Genomic DNA, 17,871 nt, shown 5'->3' with positions numbered 1-17,871 from the left:
GGCAACATGAGATTCTCGAAAGTCCTCGTCGCGAACCGTGGCGAAATCGCCTGCCGCGTGATCCGCACGCTGAAGCGGCTCGGCATCACGTCGGTCGCGATCTATTCGGAAGCCGATCGCGATGCGCGCCACGTGACACTCGCCGACGAAGCCGTCTGCGTCGGCGCCGCGCCGGCGGCCGACAGCTACCTGAACGTCGCCGCGATCCTCGCTGCGGCGCGCGCGACCGGTGCGCAGGCCGTGCATCCCGGCTACGGCTTTCTGTCGGAGAACGCCGACTTCGCCGACGCATGCGAGGCCGCCGGCCTGCGTTTCATCGGGCCGCGCGGCGAGCAGATGCGCGCGTTCGGCCTCAAGCACACCGCGCGCGAACTGGCGCGCGCGCACGACGTCGCGCTGCTGCCGGGCACCGGGCTGCTCGCCGATGTCGCGACGGCGCTCGTCGAAGCCGATGCGATCGGCTATCCGGTGATGCTGAAGAGCACGGCGGGCGGCGGCGGCATCGGCATGTCGCTGTGCCGCGACGCCGCGCAGCTCGCGGCGGCCTTCGAATCCGTCGTGCGGCTCGGCAGCGCGAACTTCGCGCACGCGGGCGTCTATCTGGAGAAGTTCGTCGAACACGCGCGGCACATCGAGGTGCAGATCTTCGGCGACGGGCGCGGCGGCGTGATCGCGCTCGGCGAGCGCGACTGCTCGGTGCAGCGGCGCAACCAGAAGGTGATCGAGGAAACGCCCGCGCCGGATCTCGCCGACGGCGAGCGCGCCGCGCTGCACGCGAGCGCGGTGCGGCTCGCGCGCGCGGCCGCCTATGCGTCGGCCGGCACGGTCGAGTTCGTGTTCGATGCGCGCGAGCGCCGCTTCTATTTTCTCGAGGTGAATACGCGGCTGCAGGTCGAGCATTGCGTGACGGAAGCCGTGACCGGCATCGATCTCGTCGAATGGATGATCCTGCAGGCCGAAGGCGACCTGCCGCCGCTCGATACGCTCGCCGTCGCGCCGCGCGGCGCGAGCATCCAGGTGCGGCTCTACGCGGAAGACCCGCACCAGCAGTTCCGGCCGAGCGCGGGCGTGCTCACGCATGTCGCGTTTCCGGACGCGGTGCGCGTCGATACGTGGATCGACGCGGGCACCGAGGTCAGCGCCTATTACGATCCGCTGCTCGCGAAACTGATCGTGCGCGGCGACACGCGCCGCGATGCGCTCGCGGCATTGCGCGACGCGCTGGCCGCCACCGAGCTGTACGGGATCGAGACCAATCTCGACTACCTGCGCGCGATCGCCGGTTCAGACACGTTCGCGCGCGGCGCGCAGACCACCGCGTTCCTGTCGCGTTTCGCGTTCGCGCCGCACACGATCGACGTGCTCGACGGCGGCGTGCAGACGACCGTGCAGCAAACGCCGGGCCGCGTCGGCTACTGGGCCGTCGGCGTCCCGCCGTCCGGGCCGATGGACAACCGCGCGTTCGATCTCGCGAATGCGCTGCTCGGCAATCCGCGCGACGCCGCCGGCCTCGAGTTCACGATGGTCGGCGCGACGCTGCGCTTCAACACCGACACGCTGTTCGTGCTCGGCGGCGCGCCGCTCGCCGCCACGCTCGACGGCGCGCCCGCACCGTTCTGGCAGGTGCTGCGCGCGGCGCCCGGCGCGGTGCTGAAACTGGGCGGCGTGACGGGCGCGGGCGTGCGCGCGTGCCTCGCGGTGAAAGGCGGGCTGCAGGTGCCCGACTACCTGGGCAGCAAGGCGACCTTCACGCTCGGCCAGTTCGGCGGCCATGCGGGCCGCGCGCTGCGCAAGGGCGACGTGCTGCACCTGCATGCGGACGCGGGGCGCGGCGAAGCCGGCGCGACGCTCGCCGAAGCCGACCGGCCCGCGCTGACGCACGCATGGACGCTCGGGGTGCTCGACGGCCCGCACGGCGCGCCGGATTTCTTCACGTCGGACGACATCGCGATGCTGTACGACACGCGCTGGACGGTCCATTACAACTCGAGCCGCACGGGCGTTCGGCTGATCGGCCCGAAGCCGCAATGGGCGCGCGCGGACGGCGGCGAGGCGGGCCTGCATCCGTCGAACATCCACGACAACGCGTATTCGATCGGCGCGGTCGATTTCACCGGCGACATGCCGGTGATACTCGGGCCCGACGGACCGAGCCTCGGCGGCTTCGTGTGCCCGGTGACGGTCGTGCGCGACGAGCTGTGGAAGCTCGGGCAGTTGCGGCCGGGCGACACCGTGCAGTTCGCGCGCGCGGCCGCCATGCCCGCACACGCTCCGACGCTTGCGGCGCCCGCACGGCTGCCGGCGTCCGGCGAGCCGGCCGACGGCGCGAACGACTGCGTGCTGTACCGCGATCCCGCAGCCGGCAACGGTATCGGCGTCGTCTACCGGCGCTCGGGCGACCGCAACCTGCTGATCGAATACGGCCCGCTCGTGCTCGACCTGAACCTGCGCTTTCGCGTGCACGCGCTGATGTGCTGGCTCGATGCGCACCGGCTGCCCGGCATGCTCGACCTCACGCCCGGCATTCGTTCGCTGCAGGTGCATTTCGATGCGCACGCGCTGCCGCTCGATGCGCTGCTAGCGCATCTGCAGGCGGCCGAGCACGAGCTGCCCGACGTCGCCGACATGCGCGTGCCGAACCGGATCGTGCATCTGCCGCTGTCGTGGGACGACCCGTCGACGCGCGTCGCGATCGAGCGCTACATGCAGTCGGTGCGGCCGGACGCGCCGTGGTGCCCGAGCAATATCGAGTTCATCCGCCGAATCAACGGCCTCGACAGCATCGACGACGTCAAGCGCATCGTGTTCGACGCGCGCTACCTGGTGATGGGGCTCGGCGACGTCTATCTCGGCGCGCCCGTCGCGACGCCGATCGATCCGCGGCACCGGCTCGTGACGACCAAGTACAACCCGGCACGCACGTGGACGCCGGAGAACGCGGTCGGCATCGGCGGCGCTTACCTGTGCGTGTACGGGATGGAAGGGCCCGGCGGCTATCAGTTCGTCGGCCGTACGGTACAGATGTGGAATCGTCACCGGACGACGCGTGCATTCGAGCCCGGCAAGCCGTGGCTGCTGCGGTTCTTCGACGAGATTCGCTTCTACGAGGTCGGCGAGGCCGAGCTGGCCGAACTGCGCGCGGATTTCATCGCGGGCCGTGCCGAACTGAAGATCGAGGAATCCGTGTTCGATCTCGGCGCGTACAACCGCTTCCTACGCGACGAAGCAGACTCGATCGCCGCGTTCAAGGCGATGCAGCAGGCCGCGTTCGATGACGAGCGCGAGCGCTGGCGGGCCGCCGGCCACGCCGAGTATGCGGGCGAGCCCGGGCAGGGCGATGCCGGTGCCGGTGCGGCGGCTGGCGACACGCTCGCCGGCGCACAGCGCGGCATTACCGCCGACGTGTCGGGCAGCGTATGGAAGGTGCTGGTCGAAACCGGCGCGCGGGTGACCGAGGGGCAGGTCGTCGCGATTCTCGAATCGATGAAGATGGAGGTGTGCGTGGTGGCGATGGAAGACGGCGTGATCGAGGCGGTCGACTGCGTGCCCGGCGCGGCGGTCGTCGCCGGGCAGCGGCTGATGGTGATGAACGCGGGCGCGGCCGAGGAGGTCGCATGAAGCCGTCCGATCGTCATCCGCTACCCGACCTGCACTCGATCGCCGCGCTGCGCGCGCGGTACGAGGCCGGCAGCCTGACGCCGCATGCGCTCGTCGATGCGATCGCCGCGCACTTCGACGCGGGCGATCCGCATCATGCGTGGATCAGGCCGCTGACGCACGACGAAATGACACGCTATGCGGATGCACTGGCCGGGCGCGACATCGCCATGCTGCCGCTGTATGGCGTGCCGTTCGCGATCAAGGACAACATCGACCTGGCCGGCATTCCGACGACGGCGGCGTGTCCCGCTTACGCGTATGTGCCGTCGCGCAGCGCGCCGGTCGTCGAGCGATTGATCGCCGCGGGCGCGATCCCGATCGGCAAGACCAATCTCGACCAGTTCGCGACGGGGCTGTCCGGGCAGCGCTCGCCGTACGGCGCGTGCCGCAATGCGCTCGATCCGCGTTATGCGTCGGGCGGATCGAGTTCGGGATCGGCCGTGGCCGTCGCGCTCGGCGTCGCCGCGTTCGCGCTCGGCACCGACACGGCCGGATCGGGCCGCGTGCCGGCCGCGTTTCACGGGCTCGTCGGGCTCAAGCCGACCAAGGGCGTGCTGAGTACGCTCGGCGTCGTGCCGGCGTGCCGGTCGCTCGACTGCGTGTCGGTGTTCGCGCATTCGCCGGGCGACGCGCGCGCAGTGTTCGCCGTTGCGCACGGCGTGACCGACGGCGATCCGTACGGACGCGCGTGGCAGCCGTTGCTCGACGCGGATGGCCGCGATGCGCGGCACGCTCGGCCGCTCGCCGGCATGCGCTTCGGCACGCCGCGCGCCGATCAGATCGAGTTCTTCGGCGACGCATCGTATCGGGCCGCATGGCAGACGGCCGTCGAACGCTTGCGCGCGAGCGGCGCGCAGGTCGTCGAGATCGATTTCAGCGCGTTCCTCGCGACCGCGCGGCTGCTGTACGAAGGGCCGTGGGTCGCCGAGCGGCGCGCCGCGATCGGCGCATTCTTCGCGGAACGGCCCGACGCGCTGCATCCGGTGATTCGCGAGATCGTCGGCGGCGCGGCGCGTTTCAGCGCCGCCGACGCGTTCGCGGCGTTCGACCGGCTCGCCGCGCTGCGCGTCGACGCGGCCCGCGCCTGGGACGACATCGATGCAATCGTGATGCCGACGTCGGCGACGACCGCGACCGTCGACGAACTGGAAGCCGATCCGATCGGCGTCAACGCGCGCTTCGGCTATTACACGAACTTCGTGAACCTGCTCGACCTGTCCGCGATCGCGGTGCCGGCGGGTGTCTGCGAAACCGGGCCGCATGCGGGTTTGCCGTTCGGCATCACGTTCGTCGGCCGCGCGCACGACGACGCGATGCTGCTCGACCTGGGCGACGCGTGGGGCGCTGCGCAGCACGGCGACGCCGTGGCGGGCGGGGGCGCTTGTAACGCCAATGCCGATGTCGATGCCGACGATCATGCAAACGTAGGCGCGAACGAACGTCATGGCGCCGCGCGCGACAAGCGTTCCGGTGCGATCACGCTCCCGCTCGCCGCGCCGGCGGGCGTCGTGCGCGTGGCCGTCGTCGGCGCGCATCTCCGCGGCGAGCCGCTGAACGGGCAGCTTACGCAGCGCGGCGCGCGCTTCGTCGCCGCGACGACCACCGCGCCGTCCTACCGCCTCTACGCATTGAGCGCGGCCGTGTCGGGCGGCGTCGCGAAGCCGGGCCTCGTGCGCGTGCCGGAGGGCGGCGCGGCGATCGCGGTCGAGATCTGGGAGATGCCGGTCGTGGCCTACGGCAGCTTCGTCGCCGGCATCGGCGCGCCGCTCGGCATCGGCACGCTGACGCTCGCGGACGGCGCGCAGGTGCAGGGCTTTCTATGCGAACCCGCCGCGCTCGACGGCGCCGTGGACATCACGCGCTTCGGCGGCTGGCGTGCCTACCGTGCGAACGGCGCGCCGCACTGAGCGCCCGGTCGCCCGCGACCGGCAAGCAACACGATACGGAGATTCACCATGTCAGTGACCCGCAATACGACCGACTGGCTCGCGGTGCGCCGCGAGCTGTCGACCCGCGGCAAGTGGACGCTCGGCGTCGCGTCCTTCCTGCTGCCGCTCGCCGTCTGGTGCGTGCTCAGCTACGTGCCGTTCGTCTGGCATCCGCAGGTGCGCATCACGAACCCCGGCAGCGTCGACTATTTCCAGCCCGGCATGCAGGTCGACCGCGCCGTGTTCGACGACGAACTCGCGCATGCGCGCGCGACGCATGCGGCCGTGCCCGAAGGCGAGCGCGCGAACCCCGTGTACCTGCCCGCGCCGCATCAGGTGCTGCGCGCGTTCTACACGGCGTTCACGACGCCGCCGGCTTCGCGCGACGGCGTATGGCTGCACGAAAGCCTGTGGCACAGCATCCGCATCATCTTCTGGGGCTTCGTGATTTCGTCGGCGATCGGCGTGCCGATCGGCATCGTATGCGGCACCTTCAGCGCGCTCGCGCGGCTGCAGGAGCCGTTCTTCGAATTCTTCCGCTATCTGCCCGCACCGGCGTTCGGCGCGCTGATGGTGGCGGTCCTCGGCATCTACGACGCGCCGAAGGTCGCGATCATCGTGATCGGGACGTTCTTCCAGCAGGTGCTGATCGTCGCGAACACGACGCGCAAGCTCGAGTACGGGCTGTTCGAGGCGGCGCTGACGCTCGGCACGAAAAAGCCGGGGCTGATCGCGCATGTCGTCGTGCCGGGCATCCTGCCCGACCTGTATCGCGACCAGCGAATCCTGCTCGGCTGGGCGTGGACCTACCTGATCGTCGCCGAGCTGGTCGGCACCAGTTCGGGCATCACGTGGTACATCAGCCAGCAGGCGCGCTACCAGCATTTCGACAACGTCTATGCAGCGATCCTGATGATCGGGATCATCGGCCTCGGGACCGACATCGTGCTCGCGCTGCTCGGCCGCCGGCTGTTTCCATGGGACCGCACGCTGAAGGCGTGACGGCTGAACACGATGAACTACCGCATCCTTTCGGAAGAGACGATCATGCAGAATCCGCACAGCCTTCCCGACTACCTGCTCCAGTCCGATGCCGTGAGCGAACGCTTCGCACGCCTGAAGGCGCGCGACGTGATCCTCGACGTGCGCCATCTCGGCAAGCGCTTCCGGTCGCCGCAGGGCGAAGTGGTCGCGCTCGACGACATCAGCTTTCGCACCCACCGGCGCGAGTTCGTCTGCGTGATCGGGCCGTCCGGTTGCGGCAAGTCGACGCTGATCCGCATCCTGGCCGGGCTCGAGTCGCAGACGAGCGGCGACGTGCTGCTCGACGGCAAGCCCGTGCAGGGCCCCGGTGCCGATCGCGGGATGGTGTTCCAGGGCTACACGCTGTTTCCGTGGCTGACCGTGAAGAAGAACGTGATGTTCGGCCTGAAGCGCAACGGCAGCAGCAGCGGCGAGGCGGAGCGCGAGGCGCTGCAGTGGCTCGACCTCGTCGGGCTCACGCGCTTCGCGGACGTGTATCCGCACCAGTTGTCGGGCGGGATGAAGCAGCGCGTCGCGATCGCGCGCGCGCTCGCGAACCGGCCGCGCATCCTGCTGATGGACGAACCGTTCGGCGCGCTCGATGCGCAGACCCGCGCGAAGATGCAGGCGCACCTGCTCGACATCTGGCGCAATATCGACGTGACGGTGCTGTTCATCACGCACGATCTCGACGAGGCGATCTTGCTTGCGGACCGGATTCTCGTGCTGAAGGCCAATCCTGGCAAAGTGCAGGAGCTGATCGAGGTGCCGGTGCCGCGCCCGCGCGGATATTCGCAGTTCAACACGCCGGAATTCATCGCGACGAAGGCGCGGCTCGAGGCACTGATTCATCCGGCGCCGACGGGCGAAGCGCCGGACGAAGACGCGGTACGCCCGCACATGATCCGGATGACGGACGTCGCGGACAACGTCGAGTGACGTACGCGGCCCCGCTGCGCGACGAACGCAGCGAGGGGCCTGTCACGACTTGCCTCGGGGCCGCAGGGCGGATCAGGCCTTGCGCGCGACGACGCCCACCGGCGCAGCGGGCACGCGTTTCGGCGCGGTCTTGTAGTGCGTGCTGTACAGCGCGGCGCCGACGAACAGCAGCCCGCCGATCAGGTTGCCGAGTACCGTCGGGATCTCGTTCCACAGCAGATAGTCGACGATCGTGAAGTGGGCGCCGAGCATCAGGCCGGACGGGAACAGGAACATGTTCACGACCGAATGCTCGAAACCCATGTAGAAGAACACGAGGATCGGCATCCACATCGCGATCACCTTGCCGGGAACGGACGTCGACATCATCGCGGCGACCACGCCGGTCGATACCATCCAGTTGCACATCACGCCGCGCACGAACAGCGTGAGCATGCCGGCGGCGCCGTGCGCCGCATAGCCGAGCGTGCGCGCTTCGCCGATGCCGCCGATCTTCTGTCCGATCGCGTTCGGCGCCTCGGAAAAGCCGAACGTGAAGATGATCGCCATGAACAGCGCGACCGTCAGCGCGCCCGCGAAATTGCCGAAGAACACCAGCGTCCAGTTGCGGAACACGCCGCCCCAGGTCGCGCCGGGCCGGCGGTCGATCACCGCGAGCGGCGCGAGCGTGAAGACGCCGGTGAGCAGGTCGAAGCCGAGCAGGTACAGCATGCAGAAGCCGACCGGAAACAGCAGCGAACCGACCAGCGCGTTGCCGGTGTTGATCGTGATGCTGACCGCGAACGCGGCCGCGAGCGCGAGGATCGCGCCCGCCATGTATGCGCGGATCAGCGTATCGCGGGTCGACATCGACAGTTTCGATTCGCCGGCGTCGACCATCTTGGTGACGAACTCGTTGGGCGTGAGGTAGGCCATGGTGTGCGCTCGTAAGGTTGGACGGGCAAAAAAAACCGCGCCGGGCACTCGCTCGACATGCGAGTGCCCGGCGCGGACGCTGTTATCCATATGGATCGTTCGCCATGGTTCGACATGGCGCGACCGTCAGGCCGCCATTAGCCCGACGAACGTGTTGTTCGCAACTTTCATACCAGTGGCGGGGAAATCGCGACGCAGGCAGGCGGGGCGCGATATGCCGGGGGCGGCGGCCGCGAGCCGATCGCGGCGAATCGCACTCGCGCGGTGCAATTCGTGCCTCCTGCACGCGCGGTGGGCGCTACCGCGGTGCGTCGCGCGTCGCGCGCTCCGGTCAGGTCAGGTCGTGCCGTCGTCGCGCGGTGGCTTCGGCGCGCTTCGCTGCGTACGTCGCCGCGTGGAAGGCTGCGCGTGCTCGTCGACGAATCGGTCGGGCGACGTCAGCGCGTCTTCCGCGATATCGGCCAGCGGCCGATTGCCGTCCATCGACGCTTTCTGCAGCATCCGGTACGCCTCGTCCTCCCGCAGGTTGAAGCGCGTCATCAGCGTGTTTTTCGCGCGCTGCACGAGCTTGCGTTCGTAAAGTGCGCGACGTGCCGCGTCGAGTTCGACCTCCGCTCCGGCCAGTCGCGCCGATTGCGATTCCAGCAGCGATTTGAGGCTGGCGAGCGTCGACGGGTCGGCGCCGGAGAGGCGCTCCGGCAGTTCGTGAACCGCCGCGCGCGCCGACAGCGGATCGCCGGCGAAGAAATGGGCGAGGGCCTGGATATGCGGCGGCGGATTGTTCCGCAACTGCGCCATCAGGCGCTCGGAGTCGCGCAGCGTGCGATGCGCGTCGTCAATCCGCGCGTCGCACGTTTCCTGCACCTGCAGCGTCAGCGCGATCTGAAGGTGCCAGAGATCGTCGATGCAGGCGCTCGCGGCGTCGAACCAGGCTTCGCTCAGGCCCGCATCGAGCGTGTCGCCCGCCTGCGCCGTGCATAGTATGCGTCGCAGCTTCTCGAGCGCTGCCACGTGCGGCCCCGTCATGCGGGTTTCCCGCCATGCGTTTTGTTCGGCGCTCGCGAAATTCGCAAAGACTTCGAGGCTGCGCTCCTGCGCCGCGATCAGATACAGCAGGCGCTGCTGCTGGTCCGCCGAAAACGCGCCCGCCGCGAACATGTGCGCGCCGACGGCGCGTTCCTGCCCCGCTTCCTCCTTGCCTTCGACGACATGGACGAGCGCGATCAGCATGCGCGACACCGACGGATCGGCCGCACTGTCGGCAAGCTGGAAAATCAGCTCCACCAGGCCGCCGATCACGGTGCTGAACGCCTGGACGGAGTCCGGCGCGGACAGCGCGATGCGGTCGATCCGTTCCCGCAGCGCATCCAGCGATTCCAGGTCGAGCAGCACCCATGCGATCAGCGATAGCAGGCGCGACGTCGAGCCGAGCGCGGGCGCCAGTTCCAGATCCAGGCGCTCGCGCAACTGCGCGACGAGCGGTGCGGATTCGCCGCGTGCCGCCGCGCGTTCCGCGACAAAACGCCGGCCGAGCGACGCCAGATAGATGCTGGTCGCGCCGCGCTCGCGCTGCAGCGCGTGGATCAGGCGGCCGAGCAGGTCGATCAGCTCGATCTGTTCGGCCACGCGACGCAGCGACGCGATTTCCTGCTGCTTGGCGAGCAGCGCGAATTGCAGGGCGGTGGCGGACATGGCGGCGTTGAACGGCGGCAGGGGGCTAAATGCAGTGTAGTGCGGACAATAAATGTTGGTGTCGTAGGAAGGCGGAGCCGCTGCGGCGGACTCCGCTGACGAGTTTTGGTTCCGCCTTGCGGAACACGTCCTCCCCGTCGTGGACTTTCCGGGCGAGGCTCGCGGGATTCGGCGTGTCGAGCCGCGCCCTGACTTGCGAGTAGCGCGGGCGAACCTGCTCGCCCGCCAGCATTTCGTCAAACGATGTCGTGGGATTTCCCTGAACCGTGCGGGGTGGCCGCCGAGCTCGGGTCGGTCGCCGCCCGCTATCGGGCGTCGCCTAGTTGTCGCCCTTTTCGAGGACGCTCTGCGTGAGCGTTACCGACGGAATCGTCGGTTTGAGCGACGCACGGCGCGCGCGGCCGCTTAACCACTTCCAGCCGGCGACGAGCAGCAGTGCGACCAGCGGAATCGACGCGATCGTCCACGTGCCGTTCGGATAGTCGAATGCCATCAGGACCAGCACGCCGAGCAGGAACAGCAGTGTGAGCCACGATGTCACCGGCGCGCCGGGCATCCTGAACGGCACGTCGTCCACTTCGCCGCGTTTGACGGCCGCCCGGAATTTCATCTGGCAGACGATGATGAACCCCCACGTGCTGATGATGCCGAGCGATGCGATGTTCAGCACGATCTCGAACACGCTCGACGGCACCAGATAGTTGAGCAGAACGCCGATCACGTAGATCGCGACCGTCACGAGAATGCCCGCGTACGGCACGGATTGCGCGCTCATCCGCCCGAGGAACGCGGGCGCCGAGCCGCCCATCGACAGCGAACGCAGCACGCGCCCGGTCGAATACAGCCCCGAGTTGAGACTCGACAGCGCCGCCGTCAGCACCACCAGATTCATCACCGAGCCGATACCGGGAACGCCGAGCGCGCCGAAGAACGTGACGAACGGGCTTTGTCCCGCCTTGTACGCGCTCCAGGGCAGCAGGCAGACGAGCAGGACGACCGACGCGACGTAAAAGATCGCAATGCGCCAAATCACGCTGTTGATCGCGCGCGGCAGCACCTTGCGCGCATCCTTGCATTCGCCGGCGGCCGTGCCGACCAGTTCGACGCCCGCGAACGCGAATACCACGCCCTGCACCAGCACGAGCGCCGGCATCAGTCCGTGCGGGAAGAAACCGCCGTTGTCGGTGATCAGGTGCATGCCCGTGTCATGGCCCGCGACGTGTCCGCCGGTGCCCAGGATCACGGAGCCGATGCCGAGGAACAGTACGATCGCAGCGACCTTGATCAACGCAAACCAGAACTCCATTTCGGCAAACCACTTCACGCCGATCAGGTTCATCGTGGCGACGATGCAGAGCGCGATCAACGCGAAGATCCATTGCGGAATACCGGCGAACGGCGTCCAGTAATGCATGTAGAGCGCGACCGCGGTGATGTCGACGATGCCGGTCATTGCCCAGTTCAGGAAATACATCCAGCCCGCGACGAAAGACGCCTTCTCGCCGAGGAATTCGCGCGCGTACGACACGAAGCTGCCGCTGCTCGGCCGGTGCATCACCAGCTCGCCGAGCGCACGCAGGATCAGGAACGAAAACACGCCGCACACCAGGTAGACGATAGCGAGCGACGGCCCCGCAGCCTGCAGTCGCGCGCCGGCCCCGAGGAAAAGCCCCGTGCCGATCGCACCGCCGATCGCGATCATCTGTACCTGTCGATTGCCGAGCGTCTTGTGATAACCGGCCTCGTGGGATTCGAGCCAGCTGCGTTTGTTGGTTTCGCCGGTCGGCGACGGTTCAGGAATCGATGCCATGGCTGCACCCTCTTGCATTTTCGTGATCGCATTCATCCGGATCGCGTGACGATCAGGACCCACCGGCACCCGCGACCACGACGCGCAGAGACACGTCGGGCATCCTGGTCGCGGCTCGCCGGCAACAGCGAGGGGCACGGTCAGACACGAAAGTATTCAGCCGTAATTCCGCTCACAAACAGCATGCAAATTTGGACTGAGCCTGTTCGAATCTGTGCATAGGGGGTTGATGGAAAGCTTTTCGTTATATGGCTTCCCGTTTTGGGTGCGTTGCCTTCGACGGTGCACCATTTCGGCTTCTGCGCCGAATCTCGTCAACCGCAACTTCGATGGCGAGCGCGAGTGCGGCCGCGATCGCGCAGATGATGCCGATCGGGTTGCCGATCATCTTCGGATTGCCGAACACGCGATCGGTGACGAGCGCAATCAGCGCCGGGCCGAATCCGAAACCGGTCAGCCGCCTGCAATCGCAGGCGGCTGACCGACACCTGCCTTTCTCATGCCCGAGCGCCGCATGTGCTTGGTCGGCTCGCCTTCTTCCGCAGCGAAGCAGCGCCACGCGAGCTTCCGGCGCTCAATACGCCGCCACAAGCGCGATCAATTCACCCCGACCGCACTCCACGCGCGCGCGACCGTTGCGCTCTCGGCCGAGTTCGCGCCATACAGGTCGTTCGCCGCCTGGATCGACGCACGCCGTGCGCTCGGGTAGCTCGAGTTGGCGTTCAGGTACACGGTCAGCGTCCGGTACCAGATCTTGCCCGCCTTCTCGCGGCCCAGGCCGCTGAAGGTCGTGTCGCCGTTGCAGACCAGCTGCGTCCTCGACAGGCCGGTGTCGGTCGACGGCACCGCCGGTCCTTCCGACAGCAGGTAGAAGAAGCGGTTGCCGACGCCCGACGTGAAGTGCGGATCGTGGCGAGGATTCGACCACGAGAAGCCGCCGGACGGATAGCAGCTGAACGACCGGCCGTCGAGATCCTGCTTGTACATCTTGCGCAGGCCGCCGCTCACCACGCGCGCGCCGATCACGTAGTTGCCGGGATCGTTCGGGTTGTTCGCGTAGAACTTCACGAGCGTGCCGAAGATGTCGGACGTCGATTCGTTCAGGCCGCCCGCGTCGCTCGAATAATTCAGGTTGGCGGTGGCCTCGGTCACGCCGTGGCTCATCTCGTGCCCGGCCACGTCGACCGACACGACCGGCTTCGGCAGGCTCGTGCCCGACTGGCCGTCGCCGTACACCATGATGTGCGACGGCATCCATGCCGCGTTCGCGCCGGTCGTGCCGCTGCCGGTGTCGAACACCACGTGCGCGAAACTCTTCACGCCGCGCCCGTCGTTGAAGATGCCGTTACGGTTGTGCGTAGTCCTGTAGTAGTCCCAAGTCAACGCGAGGCCGTAGTCGATATCGGCGGCGACGGTCTGCCGGTCGGTGGTCGAGCTGTTGCCCCACACGTTCGTGCTGCTCGTGAAGATCGGCAGGTCGGTCGCTTGCTCGACGTCCTCCGCGATCAGCCCGCGGCCGTCGTAGACGGAGCCGCTGCCGCGGGTCGGATCGAGCATCCGGTACGCGTTCGTGCCGGTCTGGTCGGTGGTCAGCGTCAGGTTGCCGTAGTACAGCGAGCGGCCGGTGCCGGTCGCGGCGGCGGTCTTGATCAGGTCCTGCGCGTCGAGCACGGTGCCCGTGCGCGCGTCGACGTAGTACAGCACGGCATCGCCGTGCACGTCGGTCGCCTTGCCGTATACGCGCACCGCGTAGGCCAGCGTCGGCGTGACGTCGCGCGCGAACACGACGAGCTCCGCGTCATCGATGCGGCGCACGTCCGAGTCGAAACGCGCGGCCGCGATGCGCTTGACCCTGGCCGCGCCCACGTCGGGCGCGTTGCGCACCACGAAGCGGTCGCCGACCTTGCCGATCTTGCCGGCGAGATCGATGGGCGCGGGTTGGGTCAGGCTCGCCTGCTTCAGCTGCCCCTGGTTCGAATGGACGACGACGTCGCCGCCGATCACGGGCAGACCCGCGTAGAAGCGGTCGAAGCGCACATGCTCGGTGCCGTCGGGATCGACGATCACGTCGCGCACCCGGAACTGGTCGCCGTCCGTCGGCGTGCTCGCCTGCGGCGCCGCGAACTTCAAGGTGCGAGCGGCGCTGCCGGTAGCCAGGCTGAAGGCGGACGGGTTCTGCTGGATCAGTTGCAGCGCCCTGTCGACCGCGGCCGGCTGGTCACCGGCTTGGGCAAAAGCGCTGAGACTGGCGAGGGTAATCGCGGTGATGGACAGCAGACGAGACAGTTTCTTCATGTAATCCCCCAGATTATGAATAAAAGCGTGACTTTCGAGGAATGCATCAAGTAAAAACTTTGATATGAGACATGTCGCGAACCGCAGGGGCATGCTAGAAGGTCGCTTTTATAATTACAAGATATTTTCTGACAGGTTAATTTTTTATACTTCCGATGTTAATCAAGTCGGGATTTGGTGAGAAATATGAAATGATCTTGTCGGCCGCGTTGGCGGTATCGGCGACATCGCGCTGGAGGAGTGCGCTTGGGGAGGGGAGGCTCAGGGGCGGGCGGGGTGTAGCGTGACGCCGCTCGAGCGGAATGGGCGATGTGGGGCGGAACGGCAACGACGGTCACAACTTACTTTATTAAATACTATTTCTTGTCACTATGGCGCTATCGTTATGTGGAACTCGCTGATCGGAAAATGTACCGGCATAGATACCGGCAGCCCGGGCTGAATGGTCGGCCCGCAGCATGCGGGGGAGGAATAACACCTCGTCCCCCCGCTCCGAGCGGCATAAAATTGCCGGTCGCAGGCTGGCTCCTGGCGACCTCTCGATACCTCTGTTGCTGCGACCGCTAGCCAAAAAGCCTTCTGAAATAGCGGCTTCACATATTCATGATCACCTGCAGGCTGCCGCGCATCGTCGGGGTGGCGAGTTCCTGGCGGCGGACTATCAGGGGCAGGCCGCGAAATACCGGTTCCGGTGCGCGGCGGGCATGAACGGCAGACCTCGGGACAAGACGTGCTGAATAGCCGCTGGTGCTGTGCGGCCGACACGCGCCGGCAGACGATCGCGGACATGCACACTGGCAAGTGCAACGCGGCTGCGCTGCCTGTCGGACGAATATGCGGACAAGGAAACGAAGCTGACCGGGTAGCGCCGTCGTGGTCACGTGTGGCAGGACTGGCCGGGAAACTGCCGGTTGAGTCAGTACGAGTGCGTTAATCCTCACGAAGCTTGGCATTCGCTGGGACCGTGGCCTAACCGGTGGGCCATCGAGATACCCACGCTAAAATGGGGCGAAGGGTAAAAGCGCCGCTGGCCTCTAAAATCAATCGACAACAACACTCGTCGGCCGATGCAGAAGCTCTGCCGGTCCAGATTAATCAGCCGCGAGGGGCGTTTGTGGCGAGGCTTTACTGATAACATGCTGGCGAGGGAACTGCTGGAGGCTAGCATATTTGCCAATGCCCGAATTCTTCAAATTTCGACGAGGAACGAGTGGAGCTGAAGGCATATCAAAAACACAAATTTGGAGAGAGAAGCAGCATGCACGTTCAGCGCCGAAGCAATTCGCTGCAGCGCAGCATCCAAAAAGCGTTTGAACCGGCATTGCGCAATATGCAATATGTCGAGGGACGCCTGCGTCCGTTCGCGATCGTCGCCATTATCGGCTTTCCGCTCTATTACTACATCTGGCACGAAGTCTTTCCGCAACGCTACGAGAATCTATCGCTGCGGCTCATCGGATCGATACTCTTTCTGCCCGTCTTGTTTCATCACCGATGGCCGGCTGCCGTGCGCGGGTTTCTGCCCTACTACTGGTACGCCATTATTCTCTATGCTCTACCATTTTTCTTCACGTTCATGTTGTTGAAAAATGATGGCTCGCAGGTTTGGGTCGAGAGCAGCTTGATCGCCGCGTTCGTGGCGGTGCTGCTGCTTGATTGGCTCATGCTGCTACTTAGCTTCGTCGCGGGTGTCAGCTTGGCCGTCGTCGCCTATTGCCTAACTACGACGCCGATTCATCTCGACACGCCATATTTCGCGCATCTCGCTATCCTGGCGTTCGCGATCCTCATCGGTGCCATAGCCAACTACGACACGGCACGCATTCGATTCGAGCAAGAGCGCGCGATGGTCGCCACCGCGGGCAGCGTCGCGCATGAGCTTCGCACGCCGCTCCTGGCGATCCGTGCCGGCGCGGCGGGACTAAGCCGCTTTCTGCCTCAGCTTCTCGCCAGCTACGACCTCGCGCAGCGCAGCGGCCTCCACATTCCGAAAATCCGCTTCGCGCATCTGTCGTCGATGCACGGCGTACTCGAACGGATCGAACAAGAGGCTTTGCTGTCGAATTCGGTGATCGACATGTTACTCGTCAATGCGCGTTTTACCGGCGGCTTCGATCAAAGGCCCGAGCGCTGCTCAATTGCGCGCTGCGTTGAAACGACCCTGCATCGCTATCCGTTTCGCGGAGTCGAGCGCGACCAAATCCGCTGTGATCTCGTTGACGACTTCGAGTTTCAAGGCTCGGAGACGCTGATAGTACACGTGCTGTTCAATCTCATCAAAAATGCGCTGCGCTCGTTGAGCGGCATCGACAATGGCAACATTTCGATTCGGCTCTACCGCTTGGAGCAGGCGAACCGTCTTGTGTTTCGCGATAACGGGTCGGGAATCGAGCCCGACGCGCTGCCTCACATCTTTACGCGTTTTTACACCTCTTCGGTGATCAACGACGATGTCTCGCTCGGTGCCGGGATCGGATTGGCCTTCTGTCGTGATGTTATGCGGGCAATCGGTGGAACGATCGAATGCACGTCGACGAAGAACGCGTACACACAGTTTGTACTGACCTTTCCGTTACCCTGATGATCATGATCGAACCCTTCGCATTCCCGACCACGGTCGGCTTCATTGACGACAGTGCATCCTTTCTCGCCAATCTGAGCTTGCAGCTCGACACACAATTGGCATTTCGCTTCTTCCATTCGGCAGAGCGCGCGATCAGCGCTATCAACGACGAAGCGATCCAGCCGCTCGCCGCCGAAGACTTCCTCTGCCGCTATCACGATCGGACGGAACAGAGTGACGCCCACGAGGTGATCGCAATTCGGATCGACGCGATCCGACGCCAGATGCACAACGCGCGGCGATTCGAGCGGACGTCGGTTGTCGTCGTCGACTATGACATGCCGGGCATGAACGGCCTGGAAGTCTGCCGACGCATCGCCGATCCGGCCATCAAGAAGATCATTCTTACCGGGAAGGCCAATGAACAGCTGGCAGTCAAGAGCTTCAACGAAGGCCTCATTGACCGGTTCATTCGCAAACAGGACGTTCACGTCGTTTCCGTCCTCAATGAAGCGATCGACGAGCTGAAGCGCGCGTATCTGCACCAGACGCAACGCACAGTCATCGAAGCGCTCGGCTTGTCCGAATACCGGTTTCTGGTTGATCCGGCGTTCGTCGCGAAGGCGACGGAAATCTTTCGCGAGCTCGGCATTGTCGAGCATTACCTGTCAACGCGCCCGACGGGGCTCGTGATGCTCGATAGTGCAGGCACGCCTTATCTGCTACTCGTGCATACCGAGGACGCGCTGCGCGCGACCCGCGAAATCGCCGTCGAGCGTGGCGCGCCCGCCGCGTTTCTCGCCGAGCTCGACAATGGCCATCATGCGCCTTACTTCCCCGATTCGGAGGGGTACTATCCGGTCGGGTGCAAGTCGTGGCAGCCGTACATGCATTCCGCGATGGTCGTGCGAGGCCAGCAAGTCTACACGTGCAGCGTCATCAAGAATCCACCGGGCCTCGAACTGGGTTCCGTCGTTTCCTACGACGACTATCTCGACCGCCTCGATCGACATATAGATGTAAAAGGGGATTCACGGGTGTGAATC

At 65.8% G+C, this 17,871-nt stretch carries 11 protein-coding genes; 6 read left to right on the top strand and 5 right to left on the bottom strand.

Going from position 1 to position 17,871, the window contains the following annotated elements:
* Nucleotides 1–6: 6 nt before the first annotated feature.
* The 4 genes from uca to DM992_RS33505 are packed head-to-tail and all read left to right on the top strand — an operon-like array spanning nt 7 to nt 7,550.
* On the top strand, nt 7–3,618 hold the full coding sequence (uca, locus tag DM992_RS33520; protein WP_111020603.1) for an urea carboxylase: 3,612 nt from the start codon (nt 7–9) through the stop codon (nt 3,616–3,618).
* Nucleotides 3,615–5,567 carry an allophanate hydrolase gene (atzF, locus tag DM992_RS33515; protein ID WP_111020602.1) on the top strand — a complete coding sequence of 651 codons (1,953 nt, stop codon included), beginning with the start codon at nt 3,615–3,617 and terminating at the stop codon, nt 5,565–5,567. Before uca ends, atzF begins: the two co-directional genes overlap by 4 nt.
* A 48-nt stretch (nt 5,568–5,615) precedes the next feature.
* Nucleotides 5,616–6,590 carry an ABC transporter permease gene (locus DM992_RS33510; RefSeq protein WP_111020601.1) on the top strand — a complete coding sequence of 325 codons (975 nt, stop codon included), beginning with the start codon at nt 5,616–5,618 and terminating at the stop codon, nt 6,588–6,590.
* Between the two features lie 45 nt (nt 6,591–6,635).
* Nucleotides 6,636–7,550, top strand: coding sequence for an ABC transporter ATP-binding protein (locus tag DM992_RS33505; protein ID WP_111021571.1), 915 nt, complete (start codon nt 6,636–6,638; stop codon nt 7,548–7,550).
* A 72-nt stretch (nt 7,551–7,622) separates the two neighbouring features.
* Here DM992_RS33505 and DM992_RS33500 read toward each other — a convergent pair whose 3' ends face one another.
* The 5 genes from DM992_RS33500 to DM992_RS33475 form a co-directional block, all read right to left on the bottom strand.
* On the bottom strand, nt 7,623–8,465 hold the full coding sequence (locus DM992_RS33500) for a formate/nitrite transporter family protein (protein ID WP_111020600.1): 843 nt from the start codon (nt 8,463–8,465) through the stop codon (nt 7,623–7,625).
* Between the two features lie 336 nt (nt 8,466–8,801).
* Entirely contained in the window at nt 8,802–10,157 is a 1,356-nt protein-coding gene (locus DM992_RS33495) for a nitrate regulatory protein (protein WP_111020599.1), read from the bottom strand.
* A 319-nt stretch (nt 10,158–10,476) separates the two neighbouring features.
* Complete coding sequence (ansP, locus tag DM992_RS33485; protein ID WP_034182575.1) at nt 10,477–11,967, bottom strand: L-asparagine permease; 1,491 nt, start codon at nt 11,965–11,967, stop codon at nt 10,477–10,479.
* 244 nt (nt 11,968–12,211) lie between these two features.
* Complete coding sequence (locus DM992_RS33480; RefSeq protein ID WP_111020597.1) at nt 12,212–12,526, bottom strand: hypothetical protein; 315 nt, start codon at nt 12,524–12,526, stop codon at nt 12,212–12,214.
* Nucleotides 12,527–12,564: 38 nt separating this feature from the next.
* Nucleotides 12,565–14,262, bottom strand: coding sequence for a M4 family metallopeptidase (locus DM992_RS33475; protein ID WP_111020596.1), 1,698 nt, complete (start codon nt 14,260–14,262; stop codon nt 12,565–12,567).
* Between the two features lie 1,210 nt (nt 14,263–15,472).
* Between DM992_RS33475 and DM992_RS33470 the strand changes: the two genes are divergently transcribed.
* Nucleotides 15,473–16,843 (top strand): ATP-binding protein, encoded by a 1,371-nt coding sequence (locus DM992_RS33470; RefSeq protein ID WP_239511513.1) that lies wholly within the window; start codon nt 15,473–15,475, stop codon nt 16,841–16,843.
* On the top strand, nt 16,843–17,868 hold the full coding sequence (locus DM992_RS33465; RefSeq protein WP_111020595.1) for a response regulator: 1,026 nt from the start codon (nt 16,843–16,845) through the stop codon (nt 17,866–17,868). The genes DM992_RS33470 and DM992_RS33465 overlap by 1 nt, the downstream gene beginning before the upstream one ends.
* Nucleotides 17,869–17,871 lie beyond the last annotated feature (3 nt).

This window comes from Burkholderia sp. JP2-270 (assembly GCF_003233675.1).
In the GTDB taxonomy this organism is placed as follows: Bacteria; Pseudomonadota; Gammaproteobacteria; order Burkholderiales; family Burkholderiaceae; genus Burkholderia; species Burkholderia pyrrocinia_C.
Note: the sequence above shows the minus strand (reverse complement) of the source record. Positions and strands in the feature narration are given on the sequence as shown.